The organism is Marinobacter sp. V34 (assembly GCF_055524115.1).
The window spans coordinates 42,862-64,202 of sequence record NZ_JBUPZY010000003.1 but is presented as its reverse complement, the minus strand read 5'-3'; the positions used below and the strand labels follow the sequence as shown (position 1 = coordinate 64,202).

General features: G+C 56.3%; 16 protein-coding genes and 1 pseudogene. 11 read left to right on the top strand and 6 right to left on the bottom strand.

Going from position 1 to position 21,341, the window contains the following annotated elements:
• Positions 1 to 17: 17 nt before the first annotated feature.
• Complete coding sequence (locus tag AC0B60_RS05790; protein ID WP_465084782.1) at positions 18 to 665, top strand: bifunctional 4-hydroxy-2-oxoglutarate aldolase/2-dehydro-3-deoxy-phosphogluconate aldolase; 648 nt, start codon at positions 18 to 20, stop codon at positions 663 to 665.
• A 475-nt stretch (positions 666 to 1,140) separates the two neighbouring features.
• On the opposite strand, the gene pyk is transcribed toward AC0B60_RS05790, so the two are convergent.
• Together pyk and gap are read right to left on the bottom strand one after the other, a co-directional pair.
• Complete coding sequence (gene pyk, locus AC0B60_RS05785; RefSeq protein ID WP_465084780.1) at positions 1,141 to 2,589, bottom strand: pyruvate kinase; 1,449 nt, start codon at positions 2,587 to 2,589, stop codon at positions 1,141 to 1,143.
• 70 nt (positions 2,590 to 2,659) lie between these two features.
• Positions 2,660 to 3,667: a type I glyceraldehyde-3-phosphate dehydrogenase gene (gene gap, locus AC0B60_RS05780; RefSeq protein WP_465084779.1), complete on the bottom strand. Its 1,008-nt coding sequence runs from the start codon at positions 3,665 to 3,667 to the stop codon at positions 2,660 to 2,662.
• Between the two features lie 168 nt (positions 3,668 to 3,835).
• Here gap and edd point away from each other — a divergent pair, with 168 nt between their 5' ends.
• From edd to AC0B60_RS05765, 3 genes are read left to right on the top strand one after another with little or no spacing between them, the layout of a single operon-like run.
• A complete protein-coding gene (gene edd / locus AC0B60_RS05775; protein ID WP_465084776.1) occupies positions 3,836 to 5,656 on the top strand; it encodes a phosphogluconate dehydratase in 1,821 nt (606 codons plus the stop codon).
• Positions 5,653 to 6,618, top strand: a complete 966-nt coding sequence (locus tag AC0B60_RS05770; RefSeq protein ID WP_286810255.1) for a glucokinase — start codon at positions 5,653 to 5,655, stop codon at positions 6,616 to 6,618. The genes edd and AC0B60_RS05770 overlap by 4 nt, the downstream gene beginning before the upstream one ends.
• 10 nt (positions 6,619 to 6,628) lie before the next feature.
• Complete coding sequence (locus AC0B60_RS05765) at positions 6,629 to 7,228, top strand: uracil-DNA glycosylase family protein (protein WP_465084774.1); 600 nt, start codon at positions 6,629 to 6,631, stop codon at positions 7,226 to 7,228.
• A 22-nt stretch (positions 7,229 to 7,250) separates the two neighbouring features.
• Here AC0B60_RS05765 and AC0B60_RS05760 read toward each other — a convergent pair.
• Positions 7,251 to 9,000, bottom strand: a pseudogene (locus AC0B60_RS05760) (ABC transporter substrate-binding protein).
• A gap of 407 nt (positions 9,001 to 9,407) precedes the next feature.
• Between AC0B60_RS05760 and AC0B60_RS05755 the strand changes: the two are divergent.
• Complete coding sequence (locus AC0B60_RS05755) at positions 9,408 to 10,526, top strand: porin (RefSeq protein ID WP_465084772.1); 1,119 nt, start codon at positions 9,408 to 9,410, stop codon at positions 10,524 to 10,526.
• Positions 10,527 to 10,704: 178 nt separating this feature from the next.
• Here the strand turns inward: AC0B60_RS05755 and glpD are convergent, their stop codons facing one another.
• Together glpD and AC0B60_RS05745 are read right to left on the bottom strand one after the other, a co-directional pair.
• Complete coding sequence (gene glpD / locus AC0B60_RS05750; RefSeq protein ID WP_465084771.1) at positions 10,705 to 12,234, bottom strand: glycerol-3-phosphate dehydrogenase; 1,530 nt, start codon at positions 12,232 to 12,234, stop codon at positions 10,705 to 10,707.
• 199 nt (positions 12,235 to 12,433) lie between these two features.
• Positions 12,434 to 13,192, bottom strand: a complete 759-nt coding sequence (locus AC0B60_RS05745) for a DeoR/GlpR family transcriptional regulator (protein ID WP_465084770.1) — start codon at positions 13,190 to 13,192, stop codon at positions 12,434 to 12,436.
• A gap of 217 nt (positions 13,193 to 13,409) precedes the next feature.
• Between AC0B60_RS05745 and glpK the strand changes: the two genes are divergently transcribed.
• Complete coding sequence (gene glpK, locus AC0B60_RS05740; protein ID WP_465084769.1) at positions 13,410 to 14,882, top strand: glycerol kinase GlpK; 1,473 nt, start codon at positions 13,410 to 13,412, stop codon at positions 14,880 to 14,882.
• Here the strand turns inward: glpK and AC0B60_RS05735 are convergent, their stop codons facing one another.
• Positions 14,883 to 16,781 carry a sigma-54-dependent Fis family transcriptional regulator gene (locus AC0B60_RS05735; protein ID WP_465084768.1) on the bottom strand — a complete coding sequence of 633 codons (1,899 nt, stop codon included), beginning with the start codon at positions 16,779 to 16,781 and terminating at the stop codon, positions 14,883 to 14,885.
• 340 nt (positions 16,782 to 17,121) lie between these two features.
• Between AC0B60_RS05735 and AC0B60_RS05730 the strand changes: the two genes are divergently transcribed.
• The 5 genes from AC0B60_RS05730 to AC0B60_RS05710 are packed head-to-tail and all read left to right on the top strand — an operon-like array spanning position 17,122 to position 21,286.
• Entirely contained in the window at positions 17,122 to 18,216 is a 1,095-nt protein-coding gene (locus tag AC0B60_RS05730; RefSeq protein ID WP_465084767.1) for an ABC transporter ATP-binding protein, read from the top strand.
• Complete coding sequence (locus AC0B60_RS05725) at positions 18,216 to 19,319, top strand: ABC transporter ATP-binding protein (RefSeq protein WP_465084766.1); 1,104 nt, start codon at positions 18,216 to 18,218, stop codon at positions 19,317 to 19,319. Before AC0B60_RS05730 ends, AC0B60_RS05725 begins: the two co-directional genes overlap by 1 nt.
• On the top strand, positions 19,316 to 20,182 hold the full coding sequence (locus tag AC0B60_RS05720; protein WP_465084764.1) for a carbohydrate ABC transporter permease: 867 nt from the start codon (positions 19,316 to 19,318) through the stop codon (positions 20,180 to 20,182). Before AC0B60_RS05725 ends, AC0B60_RS05720 begins: the two co-directional genes overlap by 4 nt.
• 10 nt (positions 20,183 to 20,192) lie before the next feature.
• Positions 20,193 to 20,999, top strand: a complete 807-nt coding sequence (locus tag AC0B60_RS05715; RefSeq protein ID WP_007155503.1) for a carbohydrate ABC transporter permease — start codon at positions 20,193 to 20,195, stop codon at positions 20,997 to 20,999.
• Between the two features lie 11 nt (positions 21,000 to 21,010).
• Positions 21,011 to 21,286: a DUF2160 domain-containing protein gene (locus tag AC0B60_RS05710; protein WP_007155504.1), complete on the top strand. Its 276-nt coding sequence runs from the start codon at positions 21,011 to 21,013 to the stop codon at positions 21,284 to 21,286.
• Positions 21,287 to 21,341: the final 55 nt, after the last annotated feature.

Sequence of the window (21,341 nt, the reverse complement as noted above, 5' to 3'; positions counted from 1 at the left end):
TTATACCGGAGATATCTATGAACCAATTGTCTGACTTCCACCGCGAGCGCGTCCAGGCGGTCTTGAACGCTTCACCGCTTGTTCCGGTGATCACCATCAACCATCCGGACGAGGCACTGCCATTGTGCCGAGCCCTGGTTGACGGTGGCATTCGAGTGCTAGAAATTACCCTGCGCACGCCCCATGGCGTGAAGGCCATTGAGCAGGTAAGAAAAGCCATCCCCGAAGCCTGGGTAGGGGCGGGCACGGTCACCAGCATTGCCCAGTACCGCCAGGTTGAAGCCGCCGGCGCCCAGTTCGTGATCACACCGGGTGTCACCGAGGCCATTCTGGAGTTCGGTGTGACTTCGGAGGCTCCGTTGCTACCGGGCATTTCGACCATTTCTGAGCTGATGGTTGGCTACAACCTGGGCTATCGCGAATTCAAATTCTTCCCGGCGGAAGTTGCCGGCGGCATCCCCGCCCTGAAGGCGTTCTCTGGTCCTTTCCCGGACGTTACCTTCTGCCCAACCGGCGGTATCCGCCGCAACACGGCCAAGGACTATCTCGCCCTTAAGAACGTCTCGGCCGTTGGTGGTACCTGGTTGACGCCTGGTGAGGCTGTTGCTTCCGGTGACTGGGGGCAAATTTCGGAGATTGTTCGCGGGAGTCTTGCTGACCTTTGACCTTTGAGTTATCTGCGCGCTCTAGCCTGAGATATTGGGGGCGCGCGGTTGGTGGTAGGGCCGTTCGGGAAACGCTACGAGCACATCCATGTGCGCTTGGAATTGGCCATCCTTGGCCAATTACATTCCCAAACGGCCCTACCACCAACCGCTTGTTCCGGTCTCAGTTCCGGTCTCAGAGGTATCTCCCTGGCTGCTTGAAGTGCTTTGAGTCAATGTTTTGCGTGAAGAGGAGGCGGGGCTAGCTTTGGCCATTCCGGCGAATAACGCGCTGTAAACAAAAATGTTGTTCAGCGATATCCGATTGGTCTAAACAAGAGGCTGCGGGGCGGGGCTTCCCAAAATGTAATTGGCCAAGGATGGCCAATTCCAAGCGCACATGGATGTGCTCGTAGCGGTTTTGGGAAGCCCCGCCCCGCAGCCTCAAGGCACCAAAACCATCAGGCTACAAAAGACGACACCTCCCAATTCCCGTCTAGCGAATGTCCGCACCAACACGAACAATCTTCATAGTGTTCGTGCCGCCTTGGGCATTCACGTAATCGCCCTTGGTAATCACTACCAGATCACCTTCTTTGACGGCTCCCATCCGAACCAGCTCAGCCACTGCGCGCGAGTTTGTTTGCTCGGGAGGAATCGTCGCCGAATCAAATGGTACCGTCTGTACGCCGCGGAACATAGTCACCCGATGCTGGGTAGAGTGATTGCGAGAGAATGTGAAAATCGGAAGGCTCGACTTGATGCGAGACATCAACAGGGGTGTTGCACCCGTTTCCGACATACAAATAATCGACGTCACACCATCCAGGTGATTGGCCGCGTACATGGCAGACAGGGCGATCGCCTCATCAACATGCTCCATGCTTTCATGGATGCGATGCTTGGACTGATGCATCGACGGGTGCTTTTCTGCGCCCATGCAGATCCGCACCATCGCTTCCACGGCTTCCGTGGGATAATCGCCAACGGCCGTTTCTGCAGACAGCATCACCGCATCGGTGTAATCCATCACCGCGTTCGCCACGTCGGAAACTTCTGCCCGTGTCGGCATCGGGTTCTCGATCATGGATTCCATCATCTGGGTGGCGGTAATCACCACCGTGTTGAGGGCGCGGGCACGGTTGATGATGTGTTTCTGCACACCCACCAGCTCAGCATCGCCAATCTCAACAGCCAGATCGCCCCTTGCTACCATAACCGCGTCGGACGCATCGATGACCGCGTCCAGGGCGGCGTTGTCGTGGGCCAGTTCCGCACGTTCAATTTTGGCAACCAGGCGGGCTTCCGAGCCGGCTTTCTTCAGCAGGCGGCGGGCAACGTGCATGTCTTCGGCGGTGCGTACAAATGACACCGCGACATAATCGGCACCCAGGCGGGCGGCGGTCTTGATGTCCTGCTTGTCTTTCTCGGTCAGTGCTTCGGCGGACAGGCCGCCGCCGCGCTTGTTCAGGCCCTTGTTGTTGGACAGCGGGCCACCAATAAGAACGCGGGAGGAAATGCTGGTGCCATCGACGGATTCGACTTCCATCTCGATTCGACCGTCGTCCAGTACCAGAATGTCACCCGGTGTGACGTCTTCAATCAGTTGCTCGTAATCAATGCCGACGCGCTCTTCGCTGCCGGCTTCCTTGTCCATACTGGCATCCAGGATGAACTGTTGGCCGGCCTTGAGGGTTACCTTGTTTTCCGCGAAGCGCGCGATGCGAAGTTTCGGCCCCTGGAGGTCGGCGAGCAGGGCGACAAAACGGCCATTGGCGGCGGCAGATTCCCGCACCCGCAGAGCGCGCTGGATGTGCTCTTCCGCGCTGCCGTGGGAAAAATTCAATCTCGTAACATCAACACCCGCAGCAATAATGGCTGACAGTGATTCGGGTGAATCGGTGGCGGGGCCGAGAGTGGCGACGATCTTGGTACGCCTTAGCATGGTTCCAGTTTCCTTTTGTTTTTCAGTGAAGCTTTCCGGTTGTGCGGGACGAAATGGCGGGTGAGCAGGGTTACTGGCTCGCCTTTTTCATCAATGCAACAGCGTTGTCGAGCATCCGGTTGGAGAAGCCCCATTCATTGTCGTACCAGGCCATGACTTTTGCGTGACGGCCCATGGCCCGTGTGTGGTTGGCGTCGAAAATGCTGGATAGGGCATTGTGGTTGAAGTCCACGCTGACCAGTTTCTCTGCGTTGTAGCCGAGTACCGGGTTGTTTTCCGCCGCAGCCTTCACGGCTTCGTTAATTTCTTCCACAGTGGTGTCGCGGCTGGCAATAAAGCCGAAATCCACCAAGGATACGTTAATAGTAGGAACTCGCACGGCCAGTCCGTCAAGTTTTCCCGACAGTTCCGGGATCACCTTGCCGATGGCGGCGGCAGCGCCAGTTTTGGTGGGGATCATGGACTGGGTAGCGGAGCGCGCACGGTAAAGATCGGAGTGGTAAACGTCACTCAACTTCTGGTCGTTGGTGTACGAGTGGATGGTCGTCATCAGGCCGCTCTCGATGCCAATCTTCTTGTGCAATGCTTCAACAACCGGCGCCAGGCAGTTGGTGGTGCAAGAAGCGTTGGAGATGATGTTGTGTTCTGCGGTCAATACATGGTCGTTGACTCCGTAAACAACCATCGCGTCGGCGTCGGAAGAGGGGGCGGAGATGATCACTTTGCGAGCGCCGGCCTTAAGGTGGCCCTCTGCCTTGTCACGGGCGGTAAACAGGCCGGTGCACTCGAAGACCACGTCCACATGATAGTCTTTCCAGGGAAGTTCTTCAGGGTTGCGGATGGCGGTTATGGCGATGCGGTCACCGTTGACGGAGAGCGACTCGGCATCGTGGTTCACAATGCCGCTGAAGCGACCGTGCACGCTGTCGTATTTGAGCAGGTGAGCGTTGGTTTCCGCGTCTCCCAAATCGTTGATGGCAACCACCTGAAGCTGATTTCGGTAGTCATTTTCGTAAAGTGCGCGGAGAACATTGCGGCCAATGCGACCAAAGCCGTTAATTGCGATACGAATAGTCATATTCTGGCTCCAGATTTGTTTGTTTATTGTTCGTTTCAATTCTTGATGTAGTAAATATAACAACAAATAAGGGAAAAATGAATGACTTTCGGGTGAAAGTAGTAAAAAAAGAAAGTAAACTTACGGGAATAAAAAAGTAATTAGATAACAAATTTCAGGAGACCCACTATGCATCCGACCGTAGACGCGGTTACCAAGCGGATTATCGAGCGCAGTCGCGCCACCCGTCAGGATTATCTGGACAGGATGGGCGAGCTCAAAGCCCAGTCACCCCAGCGCAGCACGCTGTCTTGCGGCAATCTGGCCCACGGGTTTGCCGCCTGTAACCAGTCCGATAAAGACACTCTCAAATTCATGAACAAGGCCAATGTGGCGATTGTCTCCGCCTACAACGACATGTTGTCCGCCCACCAGCCTTATCAGGACTTTCCAGACGTGATCCGCAAGGCGGCCAATGGAATGGGCTCGGTGGCGCAGTTTGCGGGTGGCACGCCGGCCATGTGTGATGGTGTAACCCAGGGTCAGCCGGGTATGGAGCTGAGTCTGTTTTCACGCGACACCATCGCCATGAGTACCTCGGTTGCTCTGAGTCATAATATGTTCGATGCCACCATGTTGCTCGGCATCTGCGACAAGATCGTTCCTGGTTTGCTGATCGGGTCGCTGAGCTTCGGTTACCTGCCGACCATTCTGGTGCCGGCCGGTCCCATGCCGTCGGGGCTTCCGAATAAAGAGAAGCAGCGCATTCGCCAACTCTACGCCGAGGGCAAGATCGGCAAGGATGAGTTGCTCGAGGCGGAATCCCAGTCCTACCACAGCCCCGGGACCTGTACCTTTTATGGCACCGCCAACAGCAACCAGCTCCTGGTGGAAGTGATGGGGCTGCACTTGCCAGGGTCGGCCTTCGTGAATCCGGGCACGCCTCTGCGTGAAGAGCTGACCCGTGAGGCGACCGAGCAGGTTATACGGCTTTCCAAGCCCCATGGCGGCACGCTGGGCCTGGGCGATATGGTGGACGAAAAAAGTATCGTGAATGCGTTGGTGGCACTGCTGGTCACCGGTGGCTCCACCAATCACACCATTCACTGGATTGCCATCGCTCGCGCCGCTGGCATCATTATCGATTGGAACGATTACTCCGAGTTGTCGTCGGCGGTGCCGTCCATGACTCGTATCTACCCCAATGGTCAGGAAGACGTGAATGCCTTCCACGAAGCCGGCGGAACACCGTTCCTGATCCGTGAGTTGCTGAGTGCCGGCCTACTTCACAATGACGTTGAGACGGTTGTGGGGCATGGGCTGGAACAGTACGCACGAATGCCGGAACTGGAGAATGACAAGCTGGTGTGGAAACCGGTGCCTGAGAAAAGTGCCAAGCCGGATGTACTGAGCACGGCGGCGGAGCCCTTTGCGCCGGACGGCGGGTTGCGGGTTCTGGATGGCAATCTGGGCCGTGGCGTGATCAAGGTATCGGCCGTGGCGGAAGAGCACCGGGTCGTGAAGGCGCCAGCCGTGGTGTTCAATGACCAGAATGAACTCAAGGCGGCTTTTGATGCGGGTGACCTGAACCGGGACTGCATCGTGGTGGTCCGCTTCCAGGGCCCGAAAGCCAACGGAATGCCGGAGTTGCACAAGCTGACTCCGTACCTTGGCGTGCTTCAGGACCGTGGCTACAAGGTTGCGCTGGTTACCGATGGTCGCATGTCCGGAGCGTCCGGTAAGGTGCCGGCAGCCATACACGTCTATCCGGAAGCGGCGAATGGTGGGCAGCTTTGCCGCGTGCGCAATGGTGACGTGATCAACCTGGACGCGGCAGCCGGAACACTGGAGATTGAGGTGTCGGCAGAGGAATTTGCCAGCCGCGAGGCAGAAAAAGCGGACCTGAGCAGTTATCATCACGGCTTGGGCCGGGAGCTGTTTGGCTGGATGCGCAAAGCCGCCAGCAACCCGGAAGAGGGTGCCAGCTTTTTCTGGAATCACGACGCATGACCAAAGACAACTACTCGCTGGTAGGAGACATTGGGGGTACCAACGCCAGGTTTGCTCTCGTTCGCTCCGGTGACGTTACCCCTGAGGCTGTTGAAGTCCTTGCCTGCGGGGACTACGACAATCTTGATGCTGCCATCGTTGACTACCTTGCCCGCTGCGGCGTAGGGGAGGTGCAGGATGTCTGCCTTGCGGTGGCTTCTCCGGTACAGGGTACGCAGGTGCGGATGACCAACAACCACTGGCGTTTCGACAGCGAGGAGGTTCGCAGGCGGTTTGGTTGGGGCGCGTTCAAGGTGATCAATGACTTTACCGCCATGGCCCTCGGGGTTCCCCATGTCAGTGCCGATAAGCTGGTCCACGTTTGCGGTGGCCCGGGCAACGCGGCGCGCCCCCGGCTGGTTATCGGCCCCGGGACCGGCCTGGGGGTGTCAGGATTGGTTCCATTGCAGCATGGCTGGGTGCCGCTGATGACCGAAGGCGGTCACGTGGACTTTGCCCCGACAGACGACACAGAGATGGCTATCCTGCGGATTCTGAAGGCCCGGTTTGGTCGCGTTTCCGTCGAGCGTATCCTGTGTGGGCAGGGTTTGCTGAACCTTTACCAGGCCCACGCGGAGATACAGGGTGTGGCCGCCCCTCTGGATGCGCCGGAGAAGATTACCGCCGCCGCATTGGATCAGTCCGACCTGCTTGCTCGCCAGACTCTGCGGCACTTCTGCGAGATTCTTGGACGTGTTGCCGGCAATGGTGTTCTGACTCTCGGCGGTACCGGAGGCGTTTACCTGTGCGGGGGTATTCTCCCGAGGTTCATCGATTTCTTCCTGGAAAGCCCGTTCCAGAAAGGTTTCGAAGACAAGGGGCGGATGCGGCCCTTGCTGGAATCGACACCGGTCTACGTGGTGATGGAAGGGTACACCGGCCTGCTCGGTGCCGCCGAAGCGCTGGCTAACCCGGAAGTCTAGGGGGAGGGTAATGACCCATAGCTATTCCCGGATGCCGTTCGAAGAGTTGGTGGCCCACGTGCGCCGGTGTCGGATCTGCGAGGCGCACCTGCCTCTCGAACCACGTCCGGTGGTTCAGGTGTCTCAATCCGCTCGGTTGCTGGTAGTGGGTCAGGCGCCAGGGCGTCGCGTCCACGATACTGGGCTGCCGTTCAACGATCCCAGCGGTGACCGCCTGCGTGAATGGATGGGAGTTGATCGTGACACCTTCTACGATGACCAACAGTTGGCAATACTGCCGATGGGATTCTGCTACCCAGGCACTGGAAAGTCAGGCGATCTGCCGCCTCGACCAGAGTGCGCGCCGGCCTGGCGGGATCTTCTGCTCGACCGCCTGGAAGGGGTGCAGCTGACTCTGGTAATCGGCCAGTACGCTCATGCCTGGCATCTGCCCGGGCCCAAAGCTTCGGTAACCGAGCGCGTGAAAGGTTGGCGGGAGGTTTGGCCCGATATGGTTCCGTTGCCGCACCCCAGCCCCCGGAACAACCTGTGGTTGCGTCGCAATCCCTGGTTTGAAGAAGAGGTTATTCCGGAACTGCGACAGCGTGTCCGCGATATCCTCGGGCAGTGAGTGTGTCAAAATTCCCTGTTGCCTATCGAGCTTCTTCCCAGCGAGAGAGCAAGTCCTCGTAACGGATAGTCTGCCCCGGCGGCTTTTCATTCTTCAACTTCGGCTTCGGAGCACCTGGCTGTGCGAGCCACCAGTCGCGACCTTCTGCATCGTCGTCTGATGTGATACGGGGTGAGCAGTTCTTGACCGTGTAGTTGCGTTCCATCACCGCCATGGTCCTGGCTTTCGGCGAGTTTGTCCATGGCTTGCTGGGCTGTGCGCTCCCCCGACATGGCATCGGCGATGTTCGGCCACCAGAGTTTGGCCAGTTTGGGATAGTCGGCGATATTGACGCCGGTCGGGGTCCAGGTTTCACGTGCGGGGCTGCGGTAGAATTCCACCAGCCCGCCCAGTTCTGCGCTTTTGGCCTGCATTTCCGGGGAGTTCAGGTCCGATTCGCGAATCGGTGTCAGGCCCACGAGCGTTTTTTGAAGTGATACCGATTTTGAGACGGTGAACTGGGCATAGAGCCAGGCCGCTTTCTGGCTGCGATCACTCATCACTCTGGGAATGGTCCAGGCGCCTACGTCTTGATAGCCGAGTTTCATGCGTTCCGACCAATAGGCGCCATACGGAGATGGGGCCATTCGCCATTTCGGCGTGCCGTCGTCATTGACCACGGGGAGCCCGGGTTTGGTCATGTCGGACGTGAAGGCGGTATACCAGAAGATCTGCTGGGCAATCTGGCCCTGAGCGGGAACGGGGCCAGCCTCGGAAAAATTCATCTCTGGCGCTTCCGGAGGCGCGTAGCTTCTGAGCCAGTCTATGTACTTCTGCAGGGCATAAACAGCGGCCGGTCCATTGGTAGCGCCGCCTCTTTCGACGGACGAGCCGACAGGATGACATTCCTCCATTCGAATTCCCCATTCATCCACTGGTAGGCCATTGGGTAACCCGGGGTCGCCGGTGCCCGCCATGGATAGCCAGGCATCGGTGAAGCGCCACCCGAGTGACGGGTCTCGTTTGCCATAGTCCATATGGCCGTACACGCGCTCGCCGTCGATCTCCTTCACATGGACGGTGAAGAATTCGGCAATATCCTCATAGGCGGACCAATTCAACGGCACGCCAAGCTCATACCCATAGCGCTCCAGGAACTTTGCGCGTAACTCGGGGCGCTGGAACCAGTCGTAACGGAACCAGTAGAGGTTGGCGAATTGCTGGTCTGGCAGTTGGTAGATTTTGCCGTCCGGGCCAGTTACGAAACTCAGGCCAATAAAATCATCCAGATCCAGTGTTGGTAGTGTGTATTCACGCCCTTCGCCCTCCATGTAGTCGCTCAGTGCCAGCGCCCAACCGGTTCGAGCATGGGTCCCGATCAGGTCTGAGTCATTAACGAAGGCGTCATAGCGGCCCTTGGCGGCCATGATTCTTTGCAGGTTGACCTGCCGGATAACCTCGCCTTCCGGTTTCAGGTCGTGAGTTACCTTTATGCCGGTAATGTCGGAAAACGCTTTCGCGAGTACTTCAGATTCATAACGGTGCGTTGCCAGGTTCTCTGAAAGAACTGAAATCTCAAGGCCTTCCAGCGGCTTGGCAGTGTGTGCAAACCAGGCAAGCTCTTCTGCCTGTTGCTCCGTAGATAGCGTGGACGCCTGAAAGTTTTCTGAAATCCACTGATTGATGGCCTGCTTGCGTGCTTCCGGCAACGCACTAAACGTATCTGAACCGTGACTGGCTGCGCTGAAGCACAGCAGACAGGTGGTCGCAGCGACAATTGGCCATTTCCTCATGGAGCACCTTTCTTGTTGTTAGTTACACGTGTTTTGTTGGTTTTACTACATTACTGAGAGTAATGTTCGTTTTATGGTTCGCCAACGAAAATTTATCGACATTCCTGTATCTAAAAATAAACCAATAAAAACAACGAGATATGGACAATGTCGTCGTTTTTGCGCCATATAAGGGCGTAAATTTCAGATAAAATATGTTCTAAAACTTTCTATTTTTTCTTTAGCGCGCTAAATTTGTTCTGTCTCGAAAATAGAAAGCGGCCAAAAACCGCAATGAATGTTCGAGATGACCGTGTCTATTAGCGAGAGGTAGTCCATCAAATTGTTGATATAAAGGGTTATTTCAGGTTCCAACGAGAGGGCGTGCTGATAGGCCAGAAGATCTCAAACAATAATAGGAAGCTATCATGATCGAAAACAAAAACTGCGCGAATGTTAAGTCTTTCAAATTGTCTGCGCTGGCAGCCGGGGTTGCGATGGTTGCTGGAGCGTTTGCTGCGTCGGCTTCTGCTGAAACGACGTTCGAATCCGACAGCGGCTGGAAAGCGGGATTCAATGGTCACATTCCGATTTTTGCGGTGCTCGGCAGCTACGACGATCCAACGGACGAGGATTCGTTTACCATCACCACAGGCTTCAACCCGGCTACGCTGCAAACCAACATCTACGCTCCCACACAGAACGGCCTGGAAGTGTCGGGTCATTTCCAGATGAATGCGGACATAGCGCCTGGTGATGCCAATGCGAATTTCCGCAGCCGGGTATCCGAAATCGCGGTTGCCGGTGATTTCGGTCAGGTCAACATTGGTAAGGGCTTCGGGGTCTTCGGTGTTCCAGCCATCGGGGACAACGGCAGTGCCTTGGGTGTCGGCCTGATCGGCGGCCCGGACCAAGTGGCTGCAACGGCAGGGCGTATCGGTAATGGTTACTTCTACGCCAACTTCACGCCGCGTGTGATGTATACCTCGAATAGCCTGGGTGGTCTGAAATTCAAGGTGGGCGTATTCAGCCCTTCCAAGGTGGATGGCGTAGCTGATGCGGAATACAGCGCGCCCCGAATTGAGGGCAACGTGGTCTACACCGCGGATATGTTCTCGTTGTGGTCAAGTGCCTTTACTCAGGACGTAGACTCGAAGACTGGCACCTTTGACGACTACACCATGTCTGGTATCGATTTTGGCGGTTCGGTGTCGCTCGGCAGCCTGAATGTTCGTGGTAACTATTCCATGACGTCCGGTACCGGTAACGGCGTATTTGCCGCTCGCCTGGATCCGAACGAGGAAGACGCCAGTCAGTGGTACGTTGAGACAACATATGGCTTCAACCGCACCACATTGGGTGTCAGCTATGGCGAGGGTGAAGACGACATCAACTCGAGCGCGAACGATACGGATCTAACCATGGTGTTTGCGCGTTACGCTGCTACGGACGCCCTGACCCTGATGGCCGAGTACACGACGCTGGGCACCGAGGGTGGCCAGGGTGAATACGATGCGTTCATCGTTGGCTCACAGTTGACGTTCTGATAAAAGTGTCAGTGCCTTACACCCTACTGGACGAAGGGTAGGGTAGGAAAAGCCGGGTGCCCTAAGGCATCCGGCTTTTTCGTGTCTTGTGATAGCTGGAGAGTGCTTGTCAGTAATCGGGCACAAAAAAGCTCCGGGCGGGGGAGGCCGGCCGGAGCGAAATGCCTGAGAGAGTGGTTCAGGCGCTGTGGTGGAGAGCAACGGTTTGCGGTTGCGGGGTTGCCTGGGCGGACAGATACTTGTCCAAATCGCGGACATCTTCCTCAGTGGCATAGAGCCCCTGTTTGGTTCGGCGCCAGAGAATGTCCTCCGATGTCATCGCCCATTCGTGCTTGATAAGGTATTCGACTTCCCGCTCGTAAAGTGTGCCGGCAAATCGATGGCCCAGGTCCTGAATGGATGTTGCGCTGCCCAGAAAGTCATAGGCCTTGGTGCCGTAAGTACGCACATAGCGGCTATACACTGCTTCGGGAAGCCACGGGTATTCTGCTGACAGACTTGCCTCGAGGGTGTCATGGTTCTCGAAGTCGCCCCCCGGCAGGATGCCTTTTTTCGTCCACGGGCCGCGGGCATGTGGGAAAAGCTGACAGAGCTTATCCGTTGCAGCTTCCGCGAGCTTGCGGTAGGTCGTGATCTTGCCGCCGAAGACGGAGATGACCGGCGCTTTGCCCTTTTCCCGGCTGACCTCAAACGAATAGTCGCGGGAAGCCTTCTTGGCATCTCCCTCTTCGTCGTCCATAAGCGGGCGGACGCCTGAGTAGGACCACACTACATCGCTTTCCGTTAGCTGACGCTTGAAGTGCGAGTTGACGATATCCAGCAGATAGTCGGTTTCTTCCGGTGATATCTTTGCCTTCCTGGGGTCACCCTCGTAGTCCACGTCGGTGGTGCCCACCAGGGAGAACTCGTCCTCGTAAGGGATGACGAACACTATTCGTTCGTCTTCGTTCTGCAGAATATAAGCTTCGGTTTCCCGATTGAGGCGAGGCACTACAATATGACTGCCCTTGACCATGCGGATGGTTTTCGGCGCTTTCATCGAGAGGCTTTCGCTGAACAGGCGGCTGACCCAAGGGCCTGACGCATTCACGATCACTTTGGCAGATACGTGGTGGATGCTGTCGTCATTCATGTCCTGAAGCGATACGTTCCAGGAATCCGCGCCGCGCTCGGCGTCAATGCACTTGGTTCTGGTCAGGATGGTGGCGCCGCACTCCTGGGCTTTCTTGGCAGTCAGTACCACCAGGCGAGCATCATCCACCCAACCGTCCGAGTATTCAAAGCCTTTGGTGATATCCGATTTGAGCGGATCCTTCTCATCGAACTTGATCGAGCGTGACCCCGGAAGGACCTCTCGTTTGGCCAGATGGTCATAGAGGAATAGCCCGGTCCGGATCATCCAGGCGGGGCGAAGGTGAGGGCGGTGAGGCAGTCGGAAACGCATTGGCCACATGATGTGTGGGGAATTCCGCAACAGCGACTCTCTTTCCGCGAGGGCTTCACGCACCAGGCGGAACTCGTAGTGCTCGAGGTATCGCAACCCACCATGAATCAGCTTGCTGCTACTGGATGATGTGGCTGAGGCGAGATCATTCATCTCGCATAACAGCACCTTCAGGCCGCGGCCCGCGGCATCCATTGCGATACCTGTGCCGTTAACGCCGCCGCCCACAACGACCACGTCAAAATTATTGTTCTCCTCGGTCATCTTGTGTCATCTCCTGACGCCAATGAAAGGACGCTTCCGGCGCTCTTTCCGGTTTTCACAGAAACGTATACATACATTATGCGAAAGCAAAATATATTCGTAAAGGAAAATACAGAAAAAAAACGAAAAAATGTGGGCGAATGTTTAGAGGGCCGCTTTGTCAGATTGTGACTGCGGGATCGTCAGGTCGATGGGGGAGTTAAACCAGGTGCAGTTCCACGTTGTTTTCACGCAGGAGCTGGCGGATCTCGACGGGAGGTGGTTCGTCGGTAAACACATGATCTGCCTGGGCAATGCTGCCGAGGCGTACCATGGCATTGCGTCCGAACTTGGAATGGTCAGCGGCCAGCAGAACCTGGCCCGAATTTTCGATGATGGACTGGGCGACACGGACTTCCCGGTAGTCGAAGTCCAGTAGAGAGCCGTCGGTGTGGATACCGCTGATGCCGATAATGCCGAAATCCATTTTGAACTGATTGATGAAATCCCGGGTGGCCTCCCCGACGATACCGCCGTCGCGATTTCTCACTTCGCCGCCAGCAATAATGATGTGGAAGTCTTCCTTGGCGGAAAGAATGGATGCGACGTGAAGGTTATTGGTGACGACCTGGAGGTTGTTTTTCTCGAGCAGGGCCTTGGCAATGGTTTCCGTGGTGGTACCGATGTTGATGAACATGGAGGAATTGTCGGGAATCATGTCCACGAGCGCTTCAGCGATGCGCTCTTTGGCTTCCAGGTCCATGATTTTGCGAGCCTGGTAGGCCGTGTTTACGGTGCTGGAGTCGATTCCAGCGCCACCGTGATGCCGGCGCAGTTTTTTCTGGCTGGCCAAGTCGTTTAAATCCCGGCGGATGGTTTGCGGCGTTACCTTGAACTGATCAACCAGTTGCTCGGTTGTCACGAAGCCGTTCTGTTGGATGAGCTCCATGATCAGGTCTTGTCGGCGTCGTTGTGCCATTCAACTTCCTCCGGTCCACGGTTTTTCTGTAACGAACGAAATAGCGATTTCAAACCTGAGCTCAGTTTAGAGTGTTTTGTACCTTTGTGCAGCATTTTTAGGGGCTTGTGTGGCGCCGGCGAGGTCCGGGTAAGTTTTCGCCCGCAAAAATAGTTGGCTTTTGTTTTCAAAAAAGTAAAAATACGAAAAAATAAGAACACCCCGAGGCAAAACAACTATGACTCAGTACATTCTGTCGATCGATCAGGGGACGACCAGTTCCCGAGCCATCCTCTTCACCCTGGACGGCAACATTCACGCGACGAGCCAACAGGAGTTCCCCCAGCACTTTCCCGCCAGCGGCTGGGTCGAACATGATCCCGAGGACATCTGGCGTACCGTTCAGGAAACCTGCGATGACGTCATGGCCAAGGGATGTGGCGACAACGATGAGGTCGTCGCTGTCGGCATAACCAACCAGCGTGAAACTACAGTGCTGTGGGACCGCGCAACGGGCGAAGCCGTTTACCCGGCGATCGTCTGGCAGGACAGGAGAACTGCAGATTGGTGTGAATCGCTCAAGAAACAAAGCCTTGAACCTTCAGTGAACAACAAAACGGGACTGTTGATCGATCCCTATTTTTCGGCGACGAAAATTCGCTGGGTATTGGACAATGTACCGGGCGCCGAGCAACGGGCGGAACGCGGAGAATTGGCGTTTGGCACGATTGACAGTTTTCTTCTTTGGCGGCTGACAGGCGGCAGGGAGCACAGGACCGACGCTACCAACGCAAGTCGGACTCTATTGTTCAATATCCATCATCAGGAATGGGATCGGGAGTTGCTCGACTTGTTCGGCATTCCCGAATCGCTGTTGCCGCAGGTGATGGATTCGGCAGCGGACTTTGGCCAGATTGTCGGTAACGGGCGACTCGGTGGTACGTCCGTTATGGGCATGGCGGGGGATCAGCAGGCCGCCTTGTTCGGCCAGACGTGCTTTGAAACCGGGATGGCGAAAAGCACCTACGGTACCGGTTGTTTCCTGATGCTGAATACCGGCGACAAGGCGCTGACGTCGGAGCACCGACTGCTCACGACGGTGGCCTATCGGCTCAACGGCAAACCTGCCTACGCCCTGGAGGGAAGTATCTTTATTGCAGGCGCGGCAATCCAGTGGCTGCGAGACGGATTACAATTGATTCGGGACGCCTGTGAGACAGAGCCCCTGGCGGAAGGCACTCCGGTGGATCATGGGGTCTATCTGGTGCCGGCGTTTACGGGCTTGGGCGCACCCTACTGGGATCCCAATGCCCGTGGAGCGATTTTCGGGCTGACCCGTGACACCGGTATCAAGGAAATCGTGACCGCGGGTCTGCAATCTGTTTGTTACCAAACCAAGGATCTGCAGAAGGCGATGGAGAAGGATGGTATCAGGCCTATTACCCTGCGTGTCGACGGTGGCATGGTGGCCAATAACTGGGTACTTCAGTTTTTGGCGGATATCCTCGGGGCACGGGTTGACCGGCCCGCATTGGTAGAGACTACGGCGCTGGGTGCTGCCTACCTGGCTGGCCTGCAGGCGGGCGTCTACAAAAGCCTGGAGGATCTGAGCAGTATGTGGCGATGCGACCGCAGTTTTGAGGCAATGATGACCAAAGCCCAGCGTGACAAACTCTACGACGGCTGGCTCAAGGCTATCCGCAAGCTGTGATTATCTTACACCCAGATCCCGAAGTCGCTTGTACAAGGTGTTGCGGCTGACAGCCAACTCCCTGGCCGCGCGGGATACGTTGCCCATGCATTGTCGGTAGACCACCAGAGTCTGATCCATGGAGTCACTGCGGGAGTTGTCGTTGGCCTGAGGCGACTCTCTATAGGGCGATGCATCGAATACCGGTTTGCGCTCGGGCTTCGTTCGGCCTTCATAATCCGCCAGGAAATCCTCCGGCAGGTGCCAGAGTTGCACGTCGTCGCCGTCGGCAATGGCCACGGCGACGCGGACGATGTTCACCAGCTGGCGAATATTGCCGGGCCAGGGATGATTCTCAAGCGCCGCCATTACCTCGTTGTTCAGAGTGTCCGATTGGCCACTGTCACGATGCTCCAGATAGATCCTGCGGATCAGCTCGCGCCGGTCCATTCGATCCCTAAGTGCTGGAAGCTCAAGGCTGAGGCCATTGATGCGGTAGTAGAGGTCCGCTCTGAACTCACCGTTGTCGATTCGATCTGCGAGCGGGCGGTTGGTCGCAGACACCAGCAGTATGTCCACGGGAATGCGTTCCGTGGAGCCCACCGGTGTCACTTCCCGTTCCTGCAACACACGCAACAGCCGAGACTGCGCTGCTAGGGGCATTTCCCCGATTTCGTCCAGAAACAGGATGCCCCTGTCGGCCTTACGTATCAGGCCAAGAGAGCCCTGGGCGCGGGCGCCGGTGAATGCGCCAGCCTCGTAGCCAAACAGTTCGGATTCGACAAGCTCCGGTGGGATAGCCGCACAGTTAACGGAAACCAGAGGCTGAGCGCATCGTTGGCTGGTTCCATGCAAGGCTTTGACCATCACTTCCTTGCCCACGCCGGTTTCACCACAAATCAGTATCGGAACGCCTCTCTCCAGAACCTTCCTTGCCTGGTCGGCGCAGCGCCGAACCAGTGGATCCCCATGTTCAATATCGTCCATGGAAACGCTAGCCATGCCTTGCTCCGTGGCCCTGACACGGGGTATTGCGCGCACGGGCTTTGTGGTGACCGTGTCGAGCGAGACCGGGCGTTTCAAAAGTCCCGACAGCCGCACTCGTTTCGTGGTTGTGAGCTGTATGGGGGTGTTGTGGGAGTGATTCAGTACCAGATTTCGGTTTTCAATAAACAGTGAGCTCAGGTTGCGCCCTGCCAAAGGCTCGCCGAGCAGTTGGTCTGCCCGCTGATTGGAGGCAACTATTCGGCCGTTGGGGTCAAATGCGATCAGTCCCGACCAGGGGCTGTCGATGTTGTCCGCCGTGGTGTTGAGGGTGAGGATAAAGTGATCAGCGCCCAGCTGCCTGACGATCAGACGGTTTTCAACCGATTGTGAGAGCAGGCGAACCATCCCCAGCGTATGAGCCTGCGGAAGGTAGGCATCGCTGAAGGCACTGAGAACGCCCACCAGGGTTCTGTCGGTATCGAATATCGGCGCCGCGGAACTGATGATGCTTCGATTGAGTTTGAGGAAATGTTCGTTTCGCTGGACCTGAACGGGGGATCGGGTGGCGATGGATGTGCCAATGGCGTTGGTGCCAGCGTAGCGTTCGTGCCAGCTGGCGCCTGCGCTGAACCATGGCCGCAGATGGCTTTCGGTAATGCGTTTGTCGCCCCAGCCCTTCAGGACCTGGGCATGGGAGTCGGCCAGCAGGATCAGGCAGCGGCTGTTTGACATGATGTTGTTGTAGTAGGGGAGTACTTCCGTCTCTGTCGTGCTAAGTAACGCTTCATAGTCCTTTTCCAGCGTTTCCCGAGCATGGTCGTCGAGGTTTGCCGGTTCGGGCTCGTAGTCGTGATGAAGCCCGTAACCAATACAGCGGTTCCAGGAATCCGCGATAATGGATCGATATTCCGCCCTCTCTTGTTGTCTTTTCACGCGAATCCTCCGCGTTCCTGAAGTTTCGTTTTGTTTTTTGCCACCCCGCCTGGGTGGTTCAACACCGCTAATCTGTTCGCGTCGGTGTTCAATAATGTGCTCATCGGTTGTTCAGGTCAATGTTCAAACTGAACAAAAAGTTTGATAACGAACATTTTTATTTTCAATAAAGAAACTTTTCTGTAATTTAAAATCAATAAAAACAACAGCATACGTATCTGCTAATGGTTTTCACCTATATTGGTATGCTCATTGCCTCTATGTATTCGAAATCGAATTCTCGCCGCTCACTTGCGGGTGCCGGCGGATAACGTGCCACAAGAACAACAAAGGAAAGCCTATGTCCTTAACACTGGAGAACCTCTCCCGTGTCGTGGATGGAGTCGATTACATCCGGGACGCGAACATTACGTTTGAGGCAGGTTCGTTCAACGTTCTGCTCGGGCGCACATTGGCTGGTAAAACCTCGTTGATGCGGCTGATGGCCGGGCTGGACAAACCCGACGACGGCCGCCTTATATACAACGGCAACGATGTGACCGGGCAAAGCGTTCAACAACGCAATGTCTCCATGATCTATCAGCAGTTCATCAACTATCCCAACCTCACGGTCTATGAAAACATCGCCTCGCCCTTGCGCCTGGCCAAGATGAAGGAGGGTGAGATCGATCGGCGGGTCAAGGAGACTGCGAACATGCTGCAGATTGACCCCTTGCTAAAGCGGTATCCGCTGGAGCTTTCCGGTGGTCAGCAGCAGCGCACAGCGATGGCCCGGGCACTGGTCAAGGATGCCACCCTGATCCTGTTTGACGAGCCGCTGGTAAACCTGGACTACAAACTGCGAGAAGAATTGCGCGCTGAGTTGCGGGAACTGTTCCGCGAACGCCAATGCATTGCAGTTTACGCCACCACCGAAGCCAACGAAGCGCTGGCATTGGGAGGCGTTACCACGCTCCTGAACGAGGGGCGGATCGTTCAGACCGGCCCGGTGATGGACGTTTACCGCAACCCGGTGAACACCCTGGCGGCACAACTGTTCAGTGAGCCGCCCATGAATATGATCAAGGGCCGGGTCACCGACACGGAAGTGACCTTCGACGAATACTCCCATCATGCGTTGACTCAGGAACTCGCACGGCTCGAACCCGGCGATTACTGGTTTGGTATCCGCCCGAGTCACATCGGGCTTGTTCCCAACAACGAGGATGATCTCGAGATGTCGATGGAGGTTGAGCTCAGTGAAATCAGCGGCTCTGAGACCTTCATGCACGTACGCAACCGCTACTTCGAGATGGTGATGCAATTGATGGGCGTACACCAGTACCACACCGGTTCGCCTATCAAGATCTACCTGCCCATCGACAAATTGTTCGTATTCGATAAAGACGAAAGCCTGGTGCACACACCGGCACAGGTCACAGGAGGGTCGGTCTGATGGCTGAAATTCATTTGAAGTCCCTGGCTCACAGTTACAGCGAAACCCCGGCCGGGCCTGATGACTACGCGATCCGGCAACTCGACCATGTCTGGGAGAAGGGGGGAGCCTACGCGTTGCTCGGCCCGTCCGGCTGCGGTAAGAGCACGATGCTGAACATTATTTCAGGCCTGCTCCAGCCTTCCGAGGGAGATGTGCTGTTCGACGGCAGGCGAGTCAACGAACTGTCTCCCCGTGACCGGAACATTGCCCAGGTTTTCCAGTTCCCCGTGATCTACGACTCGATGACGGTGTACCAGAACCTGGCGTTCCCGCTCAAGAACACCGGCGTGCCGTCTTCCCAGATCAAGGCCAAGGTGCATGAGATCGCGGAGATCCTGGAGATTGAAAGCGAGCTGCAGAAAAAGGCCAAGAACCTGTCCGCGGACCAGAAGCAGAAGGTTTCTATGGGTAGAGGCCTGGTTCGGGGCGATGTGTCCGCCATCCTGTTCGATGAACCGCTGACGGTTATCGATCCCCAGCTCAAGTGGAAGCTGCGCCGCAAGCTCAAGCAGATTCACGAACAGTTCGACATCACCATGGTGTACGTCACCCACGACCAGCTCGAGGCGTCCACCTTCGCCGACAAAATCGCGGTGATGTACGGCGGTCAGATTGTTCAGTTTGGCACCCCAACGGAGCTCTTTGAACAGCCCAACCACACGTTTGTGGGGTATTTCATCGGTAGCCCCGGCATGAACCTGATTGAGGTTCAGCGATGCCCTCGCGGCGTCTGCTTCGGCAGCACGGTTGTCCCGCTGAGTGTTCAACACGTCGAGTTGTTGCAGCGCCTGCAGTCCAACAACCTCAAGATCGGTATCCGCCCGGAGTTTATCCAGGCGTCTGACATGCCGGCGGACGATACGTTTGAAGCCGAGGTGCTGGATGTCGAAGACCTGGGTACTTACAAGGTCATGACGGTAAAGCTGGATTTCGAAACGTTGAAGGTTCGGTTGACGGAAGACCAGCACTTTGCAGTTGGCGGCCAGGTTCAGCTCAGCTTTCCGGAAAAGTGGCTGAAGCTTTACGTGGATGAGTTTCTGGTAGAGGAGAAGGACCAATGAATAAGGTTCCCAATAATCGTGCCTGGTGGCTCGTACTGCCAGTTTTCATACTTGTGGCGTTTTCGGCCTTAATACCGCTAATGACCGTTGTGAACTATTCGGTCCAGGATATCTTTGGCCCGGGTAATGCCTATTACGTCGGAACCGAGTGGTTCCGCGAAGTGCTCGCTGACGAGCGGCTGAGAGAATCCCTGCTCAGGCAGTTCCTGTTTTCCGGCGCTGTGCTGGCGATACAGATTCCCCTTGGAATCGGGGTTGCGCTGATGATGCCGAAATCCGGTATCAAGGCCTCTCTGTGTCTGATCCTCCTGGCCATTCCGTTGCTGATTCCCTGGAACGTGGTCGGGACCATCTGGCAGATCTTCGGCCGTGGTGACATCGGCCTGTTTGGCTGGGGCCTGAACGCGATGGGTCTGGACTACAACTACACCGGCGACACAGTGGATGCCTGGCTGACGGTACTGCTCATGGACGTATGGCATTGGACACCCCTGGTGGCTCTACTGTGCTACTCCGGCTTGCGTGCGATTCCCGAAGCCTTCTATCAGGCTGCCGAGATCGACCGTGCCTCCAAGTGGGCCGTGTTCCGCTATATCCAGTTACCGCGCCTGAAAAGTGTGCTGGTGATCGCAGTGCTGCTGCGGTTCATGGACAGCTTCATGATCTACACGGAGCCCTTTGTTCTCACCGGTGGCGGGCCTGGCAGCTCAACAACCTTCCTGAGCCAGACACTCACCACCATGGCCATTGGCCAGTTTGATATCGGCCGTGCGGCGGCGTTCTCGCTGATCTACTTCCTGATCGTGCTGCTGGTGTCCTGGGTGTTCTTTACCGCCATAACTCACCTCGACAAAGAAAAATAAGGAGAGAGTGATGAATTATTCACGTTCAAAGGGCTTCGGGATGACACTGTTTATCGTGCTCCTGCTGACCCCGATCTACTGGCTCCTGAACATGTCGTTCAAGACCAACCAGGAAATTCTCGGCGGCCTGACGTTATGGCCACAGAACTTCACCCTGGCCAACTACGCTGTGATTTTCTCGGATTCAAGCTGGTACTCGGGTTACATCAACTCAATGATCTACGTGTCCATGAACATGACGATCACATTGCTGGTGGCCTTGCCGGCCGCCTACGCGTTCAGCCGCTACAAATTCGTGGGTGACAAGCACCTGTTCTTTTGGCTGTTGAGTAACCGTATGGCACCGCCGGCAGTTTTCCTGCTGCCCTTTTTTCAGCTTTATTCGTCAGTAGGGCTGTTCGATACCCACATTGCGGTGGCGCTTGCGCATTGTCTGTTCAACGTGCCGCTGGCGGTCTGGATCCTGGAAGGTTTCATGTCGGGAGTGCCGCGCGAGTACGACGAGATGGCCTATATTGATGGCTACAGTTTTCCCAAGTTCTTCGTGAAGATCTTCCTGCCGATGATTCGGTCGGGCATTGGCGTCGCGGCGTTCTTTGCGTTCATGTTCTCGTGGGTGGAACTGTTGCTGGCGCGAACATTGACCTCCGTGGATGCGCAGCCCATCGGCGCGATCATGACCCGAACGGTCGGGGCAAGCGGTATTGACTGGGGTGTGCTGGCGGCTGCCGGTGTGCTCACCATTATTCCCGGCGTGCTGGTGGTCTGGTTTGTTCGTAACCACATCGCCAAGGGCTTCGCACTGGGTCGGGTATAAGGAGACGTATCATGATTGAATGGATGAACTGGACACCAACGGTTGCGATTTTCTTTGCGGTGATTGCCTGCATCTTGCTGACGATGACCGTCTACGAAGTGGTGTCGCCGTGTACTGAGCGAAAAGGGTTCCTGCCGATCTCGACAACCCGGGGGGATCGTCTTTTCATCGGCCTGCTATCGGCGGCCTATATTCACCTTGCGTTCCTGGCTGTCAGCGACATTACTCTTTGGGTAGCGCTGGCGGTGTCGGTGGCGTGGCTCCTGGTGCTGTTGCGCTGGGGGTGATGGGGAATGGTGCCATCGGAGGGCGCCTTTGATTTTCGTTTGTCAGGGAGGGCCG

What these genes read in the sequence shown, in the direction of transcription:
- AC0B60_RS05790 (WP_465084782.1), top strand. Translation starts at nt 18, where the DNA reads ATGAACCAATTGTCTGACTTCCACCGCGAGCGCGTCCAGGCGGTCTTG.
- edd (WP_465084776.1), top strand. Translation starts at nt 3,836, where the DNA reads ATGCATCCGACCGTAGACGCGGTTACCAAGCGGATTATCGAGCGCAGT.
- AC0B60_RS05725 (WP_465084766.1), top strand. Translation starts at nt 18,216, where the DNA reads ATGGCTGAAATTCATTTGAAGTCCCTGGCTCACAGTTACAGCGAAACC.
- AC0B60_RS05755 (WP_465084772.1), top strand. Translation starts at nt 9,408, where the DNA reads ATGATCGAAAACAAAAACTGCGCGAATGTTAAGTCTTTCAAATTGTCT.
- AC0B60_RS05770 (WP_286810255.1), top strand. Translation starts at nt 5,653, where the DNA reads ATGACCAAAGACAACTACTCGCTGGTAGGAGACATTGGGGGTACCAAC.
- AC0B60_RS05745 (WP_465084770.1), bottom strand. Translation starts at nt 13,192, where the DNA reads ATGGCACAACGACGCCGACAAGACCTGATCATGGAGCTCATCCAACAG.
- AC0B60_RS05765 (WP_465084774.1), top strand. Translation starts at nt 6,629, where the DNA reads ATGACCCATAGCTATTCCCGGATGCCGTTCGAAGAGTTGGTGGCCCAC.
- glpK (WP_465084769.1), top strand. Translation starts at nt 13,410, where the DNA reads ATGACTCAGTACATTCTGTCGATCGATCAGGGGACGACCAGTTCCCGA.
- glpD (WP_465084771.1), bottom strand. Translation starts at nt 12,234, where the DNA reads ATGACCGAGGAGAACAATAATTTTGACGTGGTCGTTGTGGGCGGCGGC.
- pyk (WP_465084780.1), bottom strand. Translation starts at nt 2,589, where the DNA reads ATGCTAAGGCGTACCAAGATCGTCGCCACTCTCGGCCCCGCCACCGAT.
- AC0B60_RS05715 (WP_007155503.1), top strand. Translation starts at nt 20,193, where the DNA reads ATGAATTATTCACGTTCAAAGGGCTTCGGGATGACACTGTTTATCGTG.
- AC0B60_RS05730 (WP_465084767.1), top strand. Translation starts at nt 17,122, where the DNA reads ATGTCCTTAACACTGGAGAACCTCTCCCGTGTCGTGGATGGAGTCGAT.
- AC0B60_RS05720 (WP_465084764.1), top strand. Translation starts at nt 19,316, where the DNA reads ATGAATAAGGTTCCCAATAATCGTGCCTGGTGGCTCGTACTGCCAGTT.
- AC0B60_RS05710 (WP_007155504.1), top strand. Translation starts at nt 21,011, where the DNA reads ATGATTGAATGGATGAACTGGACACCAACGGTTGCGATTTTCTTTGCG.
- gap (WP_465084779.1), bottom strand. Translation starts at nt 3,667, where the DNA reads ATGACTATTCGTATCGCAATTAACGGCTTTGGTCGCATTGGCCGCAAT.